14 protein-coding genes are annotated in these 17,418 nt (G+C 33.7%); 10 read left to right on the top strand and 4 right to left on the bottom strand.

The features are described 5' to 3' along the window. Positions 1-14: 14 nt before the first annotated feature. Positions 15-1,580: a response regulator gene (locus tag ROY99_00135; protein MDT3694762.1), complete on the top strand. Its 1,566-nt coding sequence runs from the start codon at positions 15-17 to the stop codon at positions 1,578-1,580. Here ROY99_00135 and prfA read toward each other — a convergent pair. Next, positions 1,555-2,655 (bottom strand): peptide chain release factor 1, encoded by a 1,101-nt coding sequence (prfA, locus tag ROY99_00130; GenBank protein ID MDT3694761.1) that lies wholly within the window; start codon positions 2,653-2,655, stop codon positions 1,555-1,557. The two genes, ROY99_00135 and prfA, sit on opposite strands and share 26 nt — an antisense overlap. Before the next feature lie 139 nt (positions 2,656-2,794). Between prfA and ROY99_00125 the strand changes: the two genes are divergently transcribed. The 3 genes from ROY99_00125 to ROY99_00115 all read left to right on the top strand — a co-directional run bounded on the left by ROY99_00125 (position 2,795) and on the right by ROY99_00115 (position 4,653). Further along, positions 2,795-4,024, top strand: coding sequence for a 4-hydroxy-3-methylbut-2-enyl diphosphate reductase (locus ROY99_00125; protein ID MDT3694760.1), 1,230 nt, complete (start codon positions 2,795-2,797; stop codon positions 4,022-4,024). A gap of 156 nt (positions 4,025-4,180) precedes the next feature. After that, positions 4,181-4,408 (top strand): hypothetical protein, encoded by a 228-nt coding sequence (locus ROY99_00120; GenBank protein MDT3694759.1) that lies wholly within the window; start codon positions 4,181-4,183, stop codon positions 4,406-4,408. A gap of 47 nt (positions 4,409-4,455) precedes the next feature. Continuing rightward, positions 4,456-4,653, top strand: coding sequence for a Txe/YoeB family addiction module toxin (locus tag ROY99_00115; GenBank protein ID MDT3694758.1), 198 nt, complete (start codon positions 4,456-4,458; stop codon positions 4,651-4,653). A 36-nt stretch (positions 4,654-4,689) separates the two neighbouring features. Here ROY99_00115 and ROY99_00110 read toward each other — a convergent pair whose 3' ends face one another. Continuing rightward, positions 4,690-5,640, bottom strand: coding sequence for a nitronate monooxygenase (locus ROY99_00110; GenBank protein ID MDT3694757.1), 951 nt, complete (start codon positions 5,638-5,640; stop codon positions 4,690-4,692). A gap of 145 nt (positions 5,641-5,785) precedes the next feature. Here ROY99_00110 and metK point away from each other — a divergent pair, with 145 nt between their 5' ends. Beyond that, the gene (metK, locus tag ROY99_00105) at positions 5,786-6,928 is read left to right on the top strand and encodes a methionine adenosyltransferase (protein ID MDT3694756.1); all 1,143 of its coding nucleotides are present in this window, start codon (positions 5,786-5,788) and stop codon (positions 6,926-6,928) included. Positions 6,929-7,022: 94 nt separating this feature from the next. Further along, the gene (ahcY, locus tag ROY99_00100) at positions 7,023-8,351 is read left to right on the top strand and encodes an adenosylhomocysteinase (protein MDT3694755.1); all 1,329 of its coding nucleotides are present in this window, start codon (positions 7,023-7,025) and stop codon (positions 8,349-8,351) included. A gap of 256 nt (positions 8,352-8,607) precedes the next feature. Here ahcY and ROY99_00095 read toward each other — a convergent pair whose 3' ends face one another. Both ROY99_00095 and ROY99_00090 read right to left on the bottom strand, forming a co-directional pair. Beyond that, complete coding sequence (locus tag ROY99_00095) at positions 8,608-9,522, bottom strand: TIGR01777 family oxidoreductase (GenBank protein MDT3694754.1); 915 nt, start codon at positions 9,520-9,522, stop codon at positions 8,608-8,610. Between the two features lie 77 nt (positions 9,523-9,599). Continuing rightward, positions 9,600-11,348 carry a choice-of-anchor J domain-containing protein gene (locus tag ROY99_00090; GenBank protein MDT3694753.1) on the bottom strand — a complete coding sequence of 583 codons (1,749 nt, stop codon included), beginning with the start codon at positions 11,346-11,348 and terminating at the stop codon, positions 9,600-9,602. A gap of 378 nt (positions 11,349-11,726) precedes the next feature. Between ROY99_00090 and ROY99_00085 the strand changes: the two genes are divergently transcribed. The 4 genes from ROY99_00085 to ROY99_00070 are packed head-to-tail and all read left to right on the top strand — an operon-like array spanning position 11,727 to position 17,413. Continuing rightward, entirely contained in the window at positions 11,727-12,815 is a 1,089-nt protein-coding gene (locus ROY99_00085) for a glycosyltransferase family 2 protein (protein MDT3694752.1), read from the top strand. Positions 12,816-12,854: 39 nt separating this feature from the next. After that, on the top strand, positions 12,855-13,976 hold the full coding sequence (locus ROY99_00080; protein ID MDT3694751.1) for a glycosyltransferase: 1,122 nt from the start codon (positions 12,855-12,857) through the stop codon (positions 13,974-13,976). 37 nt (positions 13,977-14,013) lie between these two features. Continuing rightward, positions 14,014-14,823: a methyltransferase domain-containing protein gene (locus tag ROY99_00075; GenBank protein MDT3694750.1), complete on the top strand. Its 810-nt coding sequence runs from the start codon at positions 14,014-14,016 to the stop codon at positions 14,821-14,823. A 28-nt stretch (positions 14,824-14,851) separates the two neighbouring features. After that, on the top strand, positions 14,852-17,413 hold the full coding sequence (locus ROY99_00070) for a YfhO family protein (GenBank protein ID MDT3694749.1): 2,562 nt from the start codon (positions 14,852-14,854) through the stop codon (positions 17,411-17,413). Positions 17,414-17,418: the final 5 nt, after the last annotated feature.

Genomic DNA, 17,418 nt, shown 5'->3' with positions numbered 1-17,418 from the left:
CAATATAGTAACTTATGGCTGTATCAGAGAAACGATCTGTTTTAATTATTGATGATGATAAAACAATCAGAAAACTTATTACTCATCATCTGAAACTTAACAATTTTATATCTTTTGAAGCTGAGAATTCTTATCAGGCTTTTGAAGTTTTAAAGAATGAAAAAATTGATCTTGTGCTTTCCGACGTAACTATGGAAGGGATGGACGGATTTGAATTTTGTCAGAAAGTAAGAGAAAATGAAAACCACAGATTTCTTCCGTTTATTTTTGTAACTGCTAAAAACACTCTCGAAGATAAATCAAAAGCTGTTGAAGCCGGCGGTGATGATATCATCACAAAACCATTTGATGTAAAAGAGCTTATTCTTAAGACTCAGGCTTTAATCAGGCGGTCAGATATTTACAGAACTTATGGTATAAGACAAAGCCTGAAAGAATCATTTGATAAAACCACTCCTAAAATTTTATTCGTTGATGATGATCCGTCAATGTCCAGATTATTCAAATATAATCTTGAAAAAGCCGGATATGAATGTGCAGTTGCCGATAGTGTTGATGATGCAATGGAATCAATCAAAAAACAATTGCCTGATATTATTGTTTCTGATATTATGATGCCTAAAACTGATGGCTTTCAATTTCGCAGAATGATTCTTAATGATCCCTCACTTAAAGATATACCATTTATATTTTTAACTGCAAAAGGTACAGAAGAAGATATACTTGATGGATATGATTTGGGGATTACTGATTATGTAGTAAAAACTGCTGGGCCAAAACTTGTAGTTGCAAAGGTTTCAGCTATTATTAAAAGTCTTGGCAATGAAAGAAGAAAGATAATCTCAGAACTTCAGGAAGCAACCAGTTCACTTAGAACTAAAGTGGTGCCTGATTCTTTTCCGGAGTTTCCCGGCTTTTCCATCTCTCATTTTCATACTCCCTTTAAGGGAATACCCGGTGGTGATTTTTTAGATTACTATCAATTAGATGAAAAAAATCTTGTTGTAATTCTTGGAGATGTAATGGGAAAAAAATGGGGAGCCTGGTACTTTGCTTATGCCTATGCGGGATATATACGAAGTGCTTTAAGAGGAGTTTTACAAAGCACCAGGGGTTATTCACCCAGTGAGATATTACAGCAGGTTAATTCTACTGTTCATAATGATTCCAAGATATCTGAAGTATTTGCAACACTCTCGATTCTTATTCTAAATAGAGATAACTATCAGATCAAATATTCAGGTGCTGGCGATATTCCGTTGATTTATAAAACAGATAAAGGAGATGTGGTAAGAATTGTATCGAATGGACTGTTATTGGGATTTGCTAAGAACGGTGAATACGAAGATAAAGTAATCAATCTGAAGCCGGGAGAAAAAGTTTTTCTGACCACTGATGGATTGATTGATTCAAGGGCAAGAACTTCAGAAAGTTTTGGAGAACACCGTCTTTCTGAGATCATTAAAAACTTAAACGATGAAAAAGATCCGCTAAAAATTATTCACAAAAAGTTTGATGAGTTTACCCAGGGTGAATATGATGATGATGTTAGTCTTATCTTAATTCAGATAAAGGATTAATTGTTTTGGCAGATTGAAGTTTTTCTGTTTTATCGGCAATCTTCAACTGTTCAATAAACTCTCCAATATGTCCCTCAATTACAGTTGATAAATTATAAAGTGTTAATCCGATTCTGTGGTCTGTAATTCTGTTTTGAGGAAAATTATAAGTTCTGATCTTATCGCTTCTGTCGCCGCTCCTGACCATTGATTTTCTTTGTGCTGAAATTTCAGCGTTCTGTTTATTTAACTCCAAATCGTATAATCTTGCTTTTAATACTTTCAATGCCTTCTGTCTGTTTTTTAATTGTGATCTTTCATCTTGGCACTGCACTACAATTCCAGTTGGTAAATGAGTCATTCTAACGGCAGTTTCAACTTTGTTAACATTTTGTCCGCCGGCTCCGCCAGATCTAAAAATATCAATCTTCACATCATTCATATTCAGATCAATCTCAACATCTTCAACTTCAGGCAAAACGGCAACCGATGCTGCAGAAGTATGAACTCTTCCGCTGGCTTCTGTTTCCGGAACCCTTTGTACCCGATGTACACCTGACTCAAACTTCAGATTGCCATAAACATTTTGCCCGCTTATAGAAAACACAACTTCCTTAATTCCGCCTAATCCGGTTTCAGTTAAATCAATAAGTTCATATTTCCATCCGCAGATTTCAGCATAACGGGTGTACATTCTAAAAAGATCATTTGCAAAAAGCGCAGCTTCTTCACCTCCGGTGCCAGCACGGATTTCCATTATAACATCTTTATCATCATTAGGATCTTTAGGCAGTAAAAGTGTTTTAATTTCTTCTTCCATCTTTTCTTTTTCAGATTTCAACTCGTCAAGCTCTGACTCAGCCATCTCAACAAGTTCCGGCTCTTTTGATGAATTAATTATATCCAGATTGCCCGAAATGTTTTTTATTATAGAAGAGTATTTTTCGTAAGCAGCTATTATATCTTCAAGATTCAATCTTTCTTTATTAAGCGTTTTTATTTTTTCAAAATCATTAGTATTTGCAGCTTCGGATAGCTGTGTGTTAATTTGATCAAACCTGACTTTAATTTTTTCTAACTTTTCTAATAAATTCATTTTAATTCTCTAAATTTGGAATGCCAATATACAAAAGCGAAGATTTATTTTTCTTTTAATATTATTCCGATTTGTCGTATTGATAAATATTTTATAATAACCACTTGAATTTTATTGATATTTCTAAAGTTATGATTATATGAAAAGTTTTAATATACCAGGTGTTTACAGAAGTTCTTTTATTACAAGAATTAAAAACTTGCGTAAAGATTCTGATCCAAGAAAAAAAGATTTTACTCCTACTCTTTTAGATTTTGGTGTTGTAAGGTTTTATTTAGCAAGACATTTTGGATTTTGCTACGGTGTAGAAAACGCAATTGAGATAGCTTATAAAACAATTGAAGAAAATCCTGATAAAAGAATATTTCTTTTGAGTGAGATGATCCATAATCCCGGAGTTAATCACGACCTAAAAAATCTTGGTGTAAAGTTTTTAATGGATACTTCAGGAAAGCAGCTAATTGATTGGGAAGAATTAACTAATGAAGATATTGTTATCATTCCTGCTTTCGGAACAACTTTAGAAATTGAAGAAAAACTTAATGAACTTGGAATTGATCCTTATCAGTACAATACCACCTGCCCTTTTGTGCAAAGAGTTTGGACCAGAAGTGCACAGCTTGGTGATGAAGATTTTACTGTTATTATTCATGGAAAATCTTACCATGAAGAAACACGGGCTACTTTCTCACATAGCAATACTAATGCTAAGTCTCTTATCATAAGAGATTTGGAGGAAGCAAAACAGCTATCTTCTTTCATTCTTGGAGGGTTTAGTGAACAGGAATTTTATGAAATCTTCAAAGGAAAGTATTCAAACGGCTTTAATGCAGAAAAGGATTTAGAGAAAGTCGGAGTTGTAAATCAAACAACGATGCTTGCAACCGAAACTCAGGCAATTGCAGATTTGTTAAGAGAAACGATGATAAAAAGATATGGATTGAATGAAATCAAAAATCACTTTGCTGATACGCGCGATACTCTTTGTTATGCTACAAACGATAATCAGGATGCAACCTATGGATTATTAGAAGTTGAAGCAGATTTTGCAATTGTTGTCGGGGGTTATAATTCATCAAACACCTCTCATATTGTTGAAATTTGTGAGCAAAAATTGACCACGTATTTTATTTCTTCTGAAAAAAAGATTTTATCGGAAACAGAAATAAGTCATTTTGATCTGCATAACCGGCAGGAGATTCAAACAAATAATTTCATACCGCAGAAAGATATAATAACAATATTGTTAACAAGTGGTGCAAGCTGTCCTGATGCAGTAGTTGAGAGGGTCCTTAGGAAAATTCACTCATATTTTCCTTATGCTATTGATGTTGATGAAGTAATAGAATCATTGTTATTAAAAATTTAATAAAAACACACAGACAAAAGAACTTTATCATCTTCAATTGATTGAGGGTAATTTTTTTTCTGTTATTTTTATTTCATCTATTAGCCTTTAAATAATTCTTTTACTGTCGGGATAGCATTTATAAGCCCCACGCCTTGACCTGCTTCAAGTTCACCTTTGTTTTCATCACCCTCTATACAAAATCAAATCGTCGAGATCATTGGCAAAATTCCGCTTAAATATCAGTCATCCATACTTGAGTATGCTAAGTTGATGAAGGAAAAAGCAGATAAAGGTGAGCAAAGTGATACGGATTATTTAAATAGTATTCCGGAAATTGCAGATTCAATTATTAAGGAAGCCAAGATTGACTTAGGTGACTATTCTGAAAAGCTTGACTGGTAGTGTATAAACTTCTTTATTCTCCAGAGGCACAAAGAGATGCATAGAAAATTGCTTCTTCAAATTTAAAAGGGAGAGTGGAATTGCTTCTTACCTTTATAGCACAGAATCCTTACGCATTTTCTCAGCCATTTGAGATTCTTACAGATAATCTTAAAGGTTTTATTTCAAGAAGAATTAATAAACAACATAGACTTGTTTATGAAGTTTTAGAAGCAGAAAAAATTATAAAAGTATTGAGAATTTAGACTCATTACGAATAACAATATTAAAATTTATAGATATTATCCCTTATATAAATTATTAATTTTTCTGTTTGTAATTTCAATCTCATTAAGCACTCTCTTAAACAATTCTTTCACTGTCGGGATGTCATTTATAAGCCCCACACCTTGACCTGCTTCAAGTTCACCTTCAATTAAATCACCATCAAAGATTCCCATTCGCTCACGTTTAGTAGCAAGTAATTCTCTTAATTGCGTTTCATTCCATCCTTCACTTTCAGCTTTGATAGCTCGGATTGCAAAATCATTTTTAATCATTCTGACAAGTCCGATTTTTTTGAAGGCTAAAACAGTATCCTGACCACCGGCTTTAACAATTTCATCTTTAAAATTCTGATGAGCAGAAGATTCAACAGTCGCTGCAAACCGTGTTCCTATCTGCACTCCTTCTGCACCAAGCGATAATGCTGCAAGTATTCCTCTTCCGTCAGCAATACCGCCGGCAGCAATAACCGGGATATTAAGTTTATCAACAAGCTGAGGTATCAGACATAAGGTTGTAATCTGATCTGCCCCATTATGCCCGCCGGCTTCAACGCCTTCTCCAACAACTGCATCACAACCAGCTTCCTGTGCTTTCATCCCATATTTTAAATTTGCTACAACATGAACAACAGTACAGCCCTTTTCTTTCAAAAGAGAAGTAAAGGTTTTTGGATTTCCAGCGGAAGTAAAAAATATTTTTATCCCTTCATCAAGTGATGCTTTAACTAGTTCATCAGCATCTTTTCTTAATAAAGGAATATTAACTCCAAATGGTTTATCAGTAACAGCATTACATTTTTTTATATGCTCTTTTAATAGATCAGGTTTCATTGAACCAGCCCCAATCAAACCTAAACCGCCTTCATTAGAAACTGCCGAAGCTAATTCCCAGCCTGAAACCCACACCATACCAGCCTGAATGATAGGATATTTTATATTTAATAACTCTGTTATTTTTGTTTTCATTTCGGTTCTAAAAAAATGATTATCTGTAACAGAAAAGTAAGTAAAATTTAATTAAGTTATTTTGTATATCATGAAGGGATTAACTAAATTTGATAATCAAAAAATAACTATGGAATTAATAAAACAGTAAAAGGAATATTAGGTTATGTCATTTTTCTTCACATCAGAATCTGTTTCTGAAGGTCATCCGGATAAAGTATGTGATGCAATATCCGATGGAATATTAGATGCAATTTATTCTAAAGATACAAATGCAAGAGTAGCTTGTGAGACTTTTGTTACTACAGGATTAGTATTAGTCGGCGGCGAAATAACCACTAAAGCTTATGTTGAAGTGCAGGATATTGTAAGAGCAACCGTTAAAAGAATTGGCTATACAAGTGCTGATTATAAGTTTGATGCTGAATCATGTTCGGTATTAAATGCAATTCACTCGCAGTCACCTGATATCGCAATGGGTGTAGATACTGGTGGTGCCGGAGACCAGGGAATTATGTTTGGATACGCTTGTGATCAAACACCAGAACTTATGCCGATGCCCATTATGTTTGCTCATAAACTTGTTAAAAAACTTGCTGAGATAAGAAAGGGTGAAAATGGTTTTATGCCGTATCTCAGACCGGACTCAAAATCGCAGGTTACAGTTGAGTATGATGATAATAAAAAACCTTTAAGAGTTGATGCTGTTGTGGTTTCAACGCAACATGATGCAGATGTAACACAGCAAAAAATTAAAGATGATGTAATAGAAAATGTTGTGAAGAAAGTTATTCCGGCTGAAATGCTCGATGCAAAAACAAAATACTTTGTAAATCCTACCGGCAGATTTGAAATTGGCGGGCCACATGGAGATAGTGGTTTAACAGGCAGAAAAATTATTGTTGATACTTATGGCGGCTGGGCTCCTCATGGCGGTGGAGCTTTTTCTGGAAAAGATCCCAGTAAAGTTGATAGAAGTGCAACTTATGCTGCAAGACATATAGCAAAAAATGTTGTTGCTGCAAAACTGGCTAAAGAATGTTTGGTTCAGCTTTCTTATGCAATAGGAGTTGCTGAACCAATTTCGGTTTATGTTGATACTAAGGGAACAGGAGTAATTTCTGATTCAGAAATATCAAAAATGATACAGAAGGAAGTTGATCTTACACCTAATGGAATAATAAGCAGATTACAATTAAGAAGACCAATTTATCAGAAAACTTCAGTCTATGGTCATTTCGGTAGAACCGAACCAGAATTTACCTGGGAAACTTTGGACCTTGTTCCGTTGTTTACAAAATATACTTAAAAAATTATACTGATTTTCAATTTAATCGTTGATAAATTTATCTGGTAAACGTTGATACAAAAAAGAAAATTATAAATAATTAAAGGAATATATAATGAGTGTAACGCTCGATAAAAAAATTGATCTCACACTTCCTTATAAAGTTAAAGATATTTCTTTAGCTGAGTGGGGAAGAAAAGAAATAGAATTAGCAGAAGTTGAAATGCCGGGCTTGATGTCTTTACGTGAAGAATACCGCGGCAAGAAACCGCTTAAAGGTGCAAGAATTGCAGGCTGTTTACATATGACAATACAAACTGCAGTTTTGATTGAAACATTAATTGAACTTGGAGCTGAAGTAAGATGGTCATCTTGTAATATTTTTTCAACTCAAGATCACGCTGCTGCTGCTATTGCAAAAGCAGGAGTTCCGGTTTTTGCCTGGAAAGGAATGAACGAAGATGAATTTAACTGGTGCATCGAACAGACATTATTTTTTGGCGATGAATCAAAACCATTAAATATGATTCTTGATGACGGCGGCGATTTAACCAATATGGTTTTTGATAACTATCCAGAACTTGCAGCCGGTATTAAAGGCGTCTCAGAAGAAACTACTACCGGTGTTCATCGCTTGTATGAGAGAATGGAAAATGGAACACTTCCAATACCTGCAATTAATGTTAATGATTCAGTTACAAAATCTAAGTTCGATAACAAGTACGGCTGCAGAGAGTCTTTAGTTGATGCAATACGCAGAGCAACCGATCTTATGCTCGCAGGTAAAGTAGCTGTTGTTGCAGGTTTCGGTGATGTTGGCAAAGGCTCAGCTGAATCATTAAAGAATGCACATGTAAGAGTTATCGTTACTGAAATTGATCCAATCTGTGCATTGCAGGCAGCAATGGAGGGTTATGAGGTTAAGAGAATGGATGACGCAGTAAAAGAAGCTGATATTGTTGTTACTGCAACCGGTAATACAAATGTTGTTGATGCAAGACATTTCGAAATGATGAAGGACAAAACTGTTGTTTGCAATATCGGACATTTTGATACTGAAATAAACATGGCATGGCTGAATAAAAAATATGGCGACACAAAAGTTATAATTAAACCTCAGGTTGATAAATACACACTTGATGGTAAAGATATAATTATTCTTGCAGAAGGAAGATTAGTAAATCTTGGCTGCGCAACAGGTCATCCTTCATTTGTTATGTCAAATTCATTTACAAATCAGACTCTGGCGCAGTTAGAACTATGGAATCATCCTGACAGATATGAAAATAAAGTTTATACTTTACCAAAACATCTGGATGAAAGAGTTGCAAGATTGCACCTGAAGAAAATCGGAGTTGAGATTGATACTTTAACACCGGAACAGGCAAAATATATTGGTGTTAAGGTTGAAGGTCCATTTAAGCCTGATTATTACAGGTATTAAAAGATTATTTGCTGTTAAAAAGGGCTTGTAATTCAAGTCCTTTTTTGTTTTTGATTGAAGCGATGTAAGACAAAATGAAAAATAATTTTGCTCCAATAGATAATTTTGCAGCTGGATTAACAGAATTTGATAAGTATGTTATTCGAAGAAAAGTTCAAAAGAAGCTAGACAAAAATTTAATTTCTGTTTGTTGAATTGGAACGAGAAGATGTTTATAAAAATTTATTGATTTATCTAAAGAACTATAAGTATAAAATTATTTAAGCAAATCTCTTAACGCCGTTTCTATATTATCGAATTTAAACTTGTAACCACATTTAATAAGTTTATCTGGCACAACCTTTTGGCTTGCTGTAACTACTTCGGCAGCCTCGCCTATCACTAATTTTAAAACAAATTTTGGAACAGGAAAGATTGAAGGACGATTTAGAACTTTACCCAATGTTTTAGCAAATTCCCACATTGTAACCGGATTGGGCGAGACAGCATTTACTGGTCCTGAAATACTATTACCTTCTAACGCATATAAATAGATTTTAACAATATCATCAATATGCAACCAGGAAGACCACTGTTTACCGCTTCCCAAGGGTCCACCAACAAAAAATTTGAATGCCGGTAACATCTGTTTAAGTGCTCCGTCTTCAGTGCTCAAAACTAATCCTGTTCTTATTTGTACACTTCTAACTCCAAACTCCTCAACTTTTCTTGATTCATTCTCCCATACTTTACATACATCAGCAAGAAAATCGTTTCCATTTAATGACTCTTCCTTAAGCAATTCATCAGCACGGTCTCCATAAATGCCGATTCCACTAGCACAAATAAAAACTCCTGGTTTATTCGTACTGGATTTTACTGCTTCAATAAGATTTCTTGTGCTTAGTTCACGAGACTCTAATATCTTCGACTTGAATTTTTCATTCCATCGTTTTTCAAAAAGATTGTTACCAGCGAGATGAATAATGGCAAATGAATTTTCTATCTCAGATCTCCATTCATTTGGCTTTGTATAATCCCAACTGACAAATTTATTTGCATCTGGAAGCAGCAGTTTTGCCTTTTCAGCATTCCTGCTAAAAGCAATAACTTCATATTTCATTTTTATAAGCGAATCAACAAGTTTTTTGCCGATCAAACCTGTTGCACCGGTTACAACAATTCGTTTCATTTTAGATTTGATTTATCAAATATCTTTCAAAAAAAAAAGCCCCGAAAACATCGGGGCTAAAAAAAATTTGGACAAAATTACTTTATCAAAGTCATTTTTCTGGTTTGAGTAAAGTTATTTGCTTCGATTTTATAAAGGTAAATACCACTTGAAAGTGCGCTAGCATCAAACGTAATGGTATGTGAACCAGCAGTTTTAAATCCGTTTACAAGTGTTTTAACTTCCTGTCCTAATAAATTGAAGACTGATAATTTTACATTGCTCGCAACAGGTAAATTAAATTTGATAGAAGTAGAAGGGTTAAATGGGTTAGGATAATTTTGTGATAATTCAAATTTATTAACCGCAATTATTTCAGCTTCAACAATATTCGAGTATTCAAAAGTACCTTCAAAATCAACTTGTTTCAGTCTATAACTGTATTTACCTATTGATAAATTATCATCTGAGAAATAATACTTATTAGTTCTGGTTGAAGTTCCAAATCCAGCAACAAATCCGATCACTTGCCATTCGGAGTTAGTAGATTTTCGTTCAATCTCAAAACCAAGGTTATTTAATTCGGATGCGGTTGACCAAGCTAAGTTAATAGAAGTTCCGCTTACAGATGCAACAAATGAAGTTAACTCAACAGGTACGACAGTATGATTTCCTAAAAAAGTAAAAGTGTTTTGGGGATATACTATCCATTGTGAACTAACTGAATCTGTTCCTGCTGATAAAGCCCAATCTGTTGTTCCGAATAAAACTTCTTCTTTTCTAACAAGTGTATGTTCTGCGGTACCATTAGCTATACCAGCAACAGTCCAGGCAGTGCCAGGATCTTCACCTAAAATTCCTATTACATCAATTGGAGTCCATACACTTGCGATATTTTTTTCTAATGCCATATAATCATCACCGTTATAGAAAGTGATAGCACCAGTATCAATATCAGCAACAGCTAAGATTGTTGGATCAGCTTGTGGGTTAGCCAATACAAATACCTGATTTGCAGCCAAAGTACCAGAAAGAGGTTGAATGTATTGAATGGAATCAGCACCGTTATTAGATCTTACAACTCTATAATTTGATAGATCTACACTTGCACCAGTTGGGTTGAAGATTTCTATCGCTTTATTATTGCTTGAACCTTCTAAGTATTCCGAAATGAATAAATCCTGTGTACTTGCTGCTGTTCCAGTAACTTCAAATAAATCAAGTCCTACATAATCTGATGTAGTACCAGATGGACCGCCAGTTGTAGTATAATATCTTACAGCAAATCTTACTGTTCCTGATGTAGTAAAATTACCAACATATTGCTGCCATCCTGTGATCGAACCTGTAAATGATGCTAATTGAACATCAAAATCTGAGTGAGTTGTACCGCCAGTAGTTGAAACCCAAACTTCAAGAGGGTCAGCCCAAGAACTGTTATCAGGTGAGCGATGCCAGAATTTAAGTGTATCTCCAGCAGTTACAGTTACCAGTGGAGAAATTAACCATTGATCAATCAATAATCCGCCATTAAATGCGCCATTAAAATTCTGTCCAATGTAACCTGTGGCTGGTCCTTCGTATGCAGGAAATACGGTAGTATTTCCCTGGAATACCGTGGTTATACCAGCTCCATCAACATCATCAAAAAACCAACCTCTTGCCTGAATGCCTGTCAATGTATTATCACCGTTCATATCATCCATAAATAAAACTGATTCACTTGGAATTTGATGAACTATTGGTGTGTTCTTAAAGTTATCCTGATTTGTTCTGCTGTGCTGAGCATTGACTACAACAGCAAAAACAAAAAATGAAAGTAAAAAAGGAAGAAAAATTTTCTGCATTATGCACCTCAAAGTTTGTTAGATATTAAATTAGTTAGAAATCTATTTGCAAAATAAACAATCCACCTTTTAATATGAAGTATTAATTGGAAATTAATTGAAAGAATTTCTGAATATTTTATTTGATTATCTCCAACATAGCTCAGAGTGAAAATAAAGAAATCTTGACATGGATTCAGATTGCATTCTTTACTTTATATTAATTCAAAGCAGTCTGATAATTTCTGTCTGAAATTTTTTTCTGCAATTATAATTTATTAAGCATAACCTTTATTTAGCCCAAAGAAATAATATCCTTTAAGAGATGATTTATAAGTACACAAATTGTTTTTTCCGTATTATTCGGTTAATTTTGAAGTGAAATTAACAAAGGTAAATGTGGCAGAAAGCGATCAAAATAAACCGGTTCAGAGTGAAAAGAGCAGTACCGGGCAGACTCCTAATAAATACCGCAAAGGCGGCAGAAGATATTATCCTAAAAAGAGATATTATAAACCTCAGACTTCATCCAGCGATCAAGCAGCCCAGCCTGTAAAAGTAAGTTTTCAGAAAATTTCTATTGTTGTACCGCTTTTTAATGAAGAGGAATCTATTCAGCCGCTTATCAATGAAATTAGAAAAGCAATCAAAACATTAAATAAACCTTATGAAGTTATTTTTGTAGATGATGGAAGTACTGATAAATCTTTACAGGTAATTAAAGATGCTGGTAAAACTGATACACGATTAAAATATATTAGCTTTAGAAAAAATTATGGTAAATCCGCAGCTTTGCAGGTCGGATTTAAAACTGCTACCGGCGATGTAATTATTACAATGGATGCAGATCTGCAGGATGATCCTTTTGAAGTTCCAAATCTCTTAAAGAAACTTGATGAAGGTTATGATCTTTGTTCAGGCTGGAAGAAAGAAAGATTTGATCCGTTTATAAAAAAATATTCGTCGCGCTTCTTCAATTTTATTACAAGATTATTCAGCGGAATTAAAATTCATGATTTTAATTGTGGATTAAAAGCTTATCGCAGAGAAGTTGTACAAAATTTAAATGTTTACGGCGAGCTTCACCGATATGTACCTGTACTCGCTAAATGGCAGGGCTTTACTGTTACTGAAATTCCTGTTAAACATCATAAACGCAGATATGGAAAAACTAAATTTGGTATCTCGAGATTCTTTAAAGGTTTTATTGATTTAATTACAGTTACCTTTGTAAGCAGATATATAAAACGACCAATGCACTTTTTCGGATTTTTGGGAGCAGTGGCTTTTTTTATAGGTTTGATTGTTAATGGTTATTTAACAATCGAGTGGTTATCCGGTAAAGCCTTAAGCAACCGACCGATGCTGTTCCTTGGTATGTTGTTGATTATAGTTGGTGTTCAGTTTTTTTCTGTAGGATTGCTTGGTGAAATGATGGTCCATCAAAACCAAAGTGAAAGGGAATATGTTATTAAAGACCGAAACTAAAGTTCAATTAACAATCCATCCCTCCGTAACATCTGTAAAATGAAAATCGTAATTGTATCACCGGCTTATCCTTTGAGAGGCGGTATTGCTAATTTTACTGCCCAGCTTTACAAGGAATTAATAATTACTAATCACGTGGATGTTCTTACTTTTAAAAGACAATATCCGGCAATTTTTTTCCCCGGAAAATCACAATTTGAAAACGGCGAAGATGTTGATAAAATTCCGGCTGAAATAATTATTGATTCCATTAATCCGATATCCTGGAAAGAAACTGCTAAAAAAATTATTAAGCTTAATCCTGAGTTGGTAATCTTTGCATATTGGCTGCCATTTTTTGCTCTTTGTTATAGTTCAATTGCAAAAAGTTTAATGAAAGAAACTAGAGCAAAATTACTTGCTTTATGCCATAATATTATTCCACACGAAAAAAGACCCGGCGATAAACTATTAACCAAATCTTTTTTGAACAAAATGGATTTCTTTATCACTCTTTCTGAAGAAGTAAAAAAAGATCTTGAGAAGTTTGTTAAACAACCAAAATGCAAAGTTCTTCCGCATCCGGTGTATTCAAGATTCGGTGAAAAGGTTAGTAAAGAAAAAGCGCTGAGTAAGCTTAAACTTACTGATGCAAAGTATGTTTTATTCTTCGGTTTTATTCGGGATTATAAAGGCTTGGATGTTCTTATTGAAGCACTAGTTTTTGTTAAAGAAAAAATCAAAATAAAGTTGATTGTGGCTGGAGAATTTTACGATGATGAAAAAAAATATACAGGACTAATTGAAAAGCTAAATTTGCAAGACGATGTGATTTTGTTTTCAGATTTTATTTCTACAGAGGAAGTTAAATATTATTTTTCTGCTGCTGATGTTGTAATTCTTCCTTACAAAAGTGCAACACAAAGCGGCATTGTTCAGATAGCTGTTAATTTTGATAAACCAGTTATTGCCGCAAGTGTTGGCGGTCTGGGTGAGGTAATTAAGAATAACCAAACCGGCTATATTGTAGAACCGGAAAATCCCAGTCAGTTAGCTGACGCAATAATTAAGTTTTATACTGAGAATAAAGAAAATGAATTTTCAAATAATATTTCTAAAATTGCTGAACAGTATTCGTGGAAAAATTTTGTAAATGGAATTTTTAATTTAATTAACTCATAATTTTTAAATTTATACTATCCTATACTGAATTTATAAAATGAAATACGATCCGGTAAAAAATATTTTTGCAACTATTATTAAGAAATTTCCATTTTTAAGAATCATCTTTTATAAGATACTTGATTTAATGTTCTTACGTTCGTGGTATGTTAGAAGAGAATTAAAAAATCTCAGAAAATTATTCGGCAGTAAAAAAATAAGCATTTATGATGCTGGCTCAGGCTATGGGCAGTATTCTTATTTTATGTCTAAGGCTCTTCAGCCTTGCGAAATCTATTCGGTTGATGTAAAAGAGGACTGGATTAACGACTGTATAAATTTTTTCAAAAGTCAGAAAATTGAAAATGTTTCTTTTGGTATTGAAGATCTAACAGTAATAAATCATACGGATAAATTTGATTTAATAGTCTGTGTTGATGTAATGGAGCATATTGAAGATGACAGAAAAGTGTTTGAAAACTTTTATACCGCACTTAAAAAAAATGGATACTTAATCATAAACACACCTTCAATATACGGAGGCAGCGATGTTCACGATGATGATGATGAAAGCTTTATTGGCGAACACGCACGTGACGGTTACTCAAAAGAAGAACTTGAAGCGAAACTTCATCCGGCTGGATTTGCAACTTATCAATCCAAATACACATACGGATTTTGGGGAGATAAAGCCTGGAGACTCGGTATTAAATATCCTATACTAATGGTCAATCTTTCAAAGTTATTTTTGATCATTCTGCCATTATATTACTTACTAACGTTTCCGTTCACTTTTATAATGATGTGGATTGATTATAAATCAAATAACAAAGTAGGATCCGGAATTAATTTTATAGCAGCAAAGTAGTTTATTAAATATCTCAAACGGAGATTGAATGACAAAGACAAAAAAAATCGTAAAGACTAAAAAAGAACATCAGGATAATTTTCTAAACAGTTTTTCACTCGATAAAATTATCCCGATTAAATTTCAGACATTAACTTTTTTAATAATAATTCTTCTGGTTTTTCTGATCTTTTATGCACCGCTTTATTTTGGAGGAAAAACATTTCAGTCAGGTGATATTTTAACAAGCTTAAGTGTAAAGCCATATATAGAAAATCATCAGGGCGGATACACACTCTGGAATCCGAATATTTTTTGTGGAATGCCGGCGTATGCCTTAGCAACAGGTTATAAATGGTTTAATTTAATTTATGTAGTCATAAATTTTATCAGAAATATTTTCAGCGCTCCGTTTACAGTTGATTATGCTAAATGGACATTCTATCTGATTGCACTAGCTTACACAATGTATTTCTTTATGTTAAATAGAACAAAAGATAAACTAATAAGTTTGTTCTCAGCTTTAGCAGTATCGTTTAGTACTGGAATAGTTGTGTTTCTGTTCATCGGGCATGTTACTAAACTTACTGCGATATTTGTTTTCCCGGTTATTCTATTACTTCTGTTAAACTTCCAGAAAAAAATAAAATTCTTAGATGTTATGCTCTTGTTGTTTTTTATTCCGATTATGTATTTGGGCTGGCACGTGCAGATTATATTTTACATCTTTTTTGCAGTCCTAATTTATTTTCTTTATTTCTTTGCCAGGGCATTAAAATCAAAAGATAAGATTCTTGTAAAACAGTTGGTAAAATCTGCCGCAATATTTTTACTGGCAGTTGTTGTTGGATTAGGTATTCAGTCTGATAATTTAACTCAGGTTTTTGAGTACACTCCATATTCAACACGCGGCACAGAAAGTATTGTTGATAAACAAACAGGAACCATACCCAAAACAGAAACTGGTTTTTATGAATATGCAACAAACTGGTCATTCTCACCCGGTGAAATATTAACCTGGATTGTGCCGTCTTACTATGGATTTGGTAAAGCAGTTTATAATGGACCGTTATCTCAGAATAAGGATGTTGAAGTAAATACTTATTTCGGTCAGATGCCATTTGTTGATGTTGCTCAATATATGGGAGTAATAATTTTCTTTCTTGCAATATTTTCTATTATAATTAATTGGAATGACCCGCTTGTAAGATATCTGACTATCTTAGCTGTTATTGCTGCTTTGATTTCTTTCGGAAGCACCTTTCCGATTGCCTATGATTTGATGTTCCATTATTTCCCGTTCTTTGATAAATTCAGAGTTCCTTCGATGATATTGATACTGGTTCAGCTTAGTTTTCCAATACTGGCGGGACTTGGAATAGCAAGAGTAATTGAGTTGAAAAATCAAAATGATAAAAAATATTCTAACATTATCAGAAATGTTTTTTATGTGTTAACCGGGATATTTGTTCTGACTATTCTCCTTTCTTCACCAATTAAAAGCTGGTTTATCAGTCATATCAATGCTGCTGGAGAAAAAGGGACAAGACTTCAACAGATACATGATTTTATGGCGGATATGTTTTTAGGTGATCTGAGATTAGCATTTTTCTTTTCAGCAGCAGCTTTTGGTTTGATCTATGCTTATTTGAAATCTGCTGTAAGCAAAGATTTGATGATAGTTATAATTGTAGTATTAAGCCTCATTGACATAATAAGAATTAATAACCGCGGAGAAACATATACAGAAGCTCAGAATCAGGAACAATTATTTGATAAGCCGGCTTATATCTCCGCAATTCAATCACTGAATGATAAATCAGTTTTCAGAATTATTAATCTTAAACAGGATGGCTCACTTGGTTCTGTTAATCAAAACTCAAATTTTAATGCTTACTTTTTAACTCAGGATTTATATGGCTACTCCGGAATCAAACCAAGAGCGTATCAGGATTATATGGATGTGCTCGGAAGCCCGGCAAATCAGACTTTTTGGAGAATGACAAATACAAAATATGTGGTATTTGATAAACCTTATAAATACGAGGGATTAGTCCCTGTTTATTCCGGTGAAAAAGATTTTGTTTATCTTAATCAAAACGTTTTACCTCGAGCATATTTTGTTAATTCGGTGCAAAAGGCAACAGCAATTGAAATACTTAATAACGTAAAAAATGATCAGTTTGATCCAAAGGAAGTTGCATTTGTTGAAAACGCTGATCTTAAGATTGATAGACCTGACAGCACTGCTTTTGTGAATATTGAAAAGTATGATAATGAGAACATTTACTTAAAAGTTAATGCAAGCGGAAATAATTTTTTGTTTTTAGGTGATACATATATCTCAGGTGAAGCTGATTACAAAATATTTAAAATCTCTACCGGCTGGAAAGCATACATTGATGGGAGAGAAACAATGATATACAGAACCAATCATGATTTTAGAGGGATAGTAGTTCCGGCTGGCGAACACAAGATTCACTTCGAGTATTTACCTGAATCGTTTGTAATTGCAAAAAACCTGTCATTAATATTAAGTTCACTTGTAGTACTCGGATTGTTTGTTTCTGTCGGGTTTAATTTGAGAAGAAAAAGTCTGGTAAAAGAGTAAAATTT

Source organism: Ignavibacterium sp. (assembly GCA_032027145.1).
Taxonomy (GTDB): Bacteria; Bacteroidota; Ignavibacteria; order Ignavibacteriales; family Ignavibacteriaceae; genus IGN3.
The sequence above is the reverse complement of the archived record's forward strand: the minus strand, read 5'-3'. Positions and strand labels throughout refer to the sequence as shown.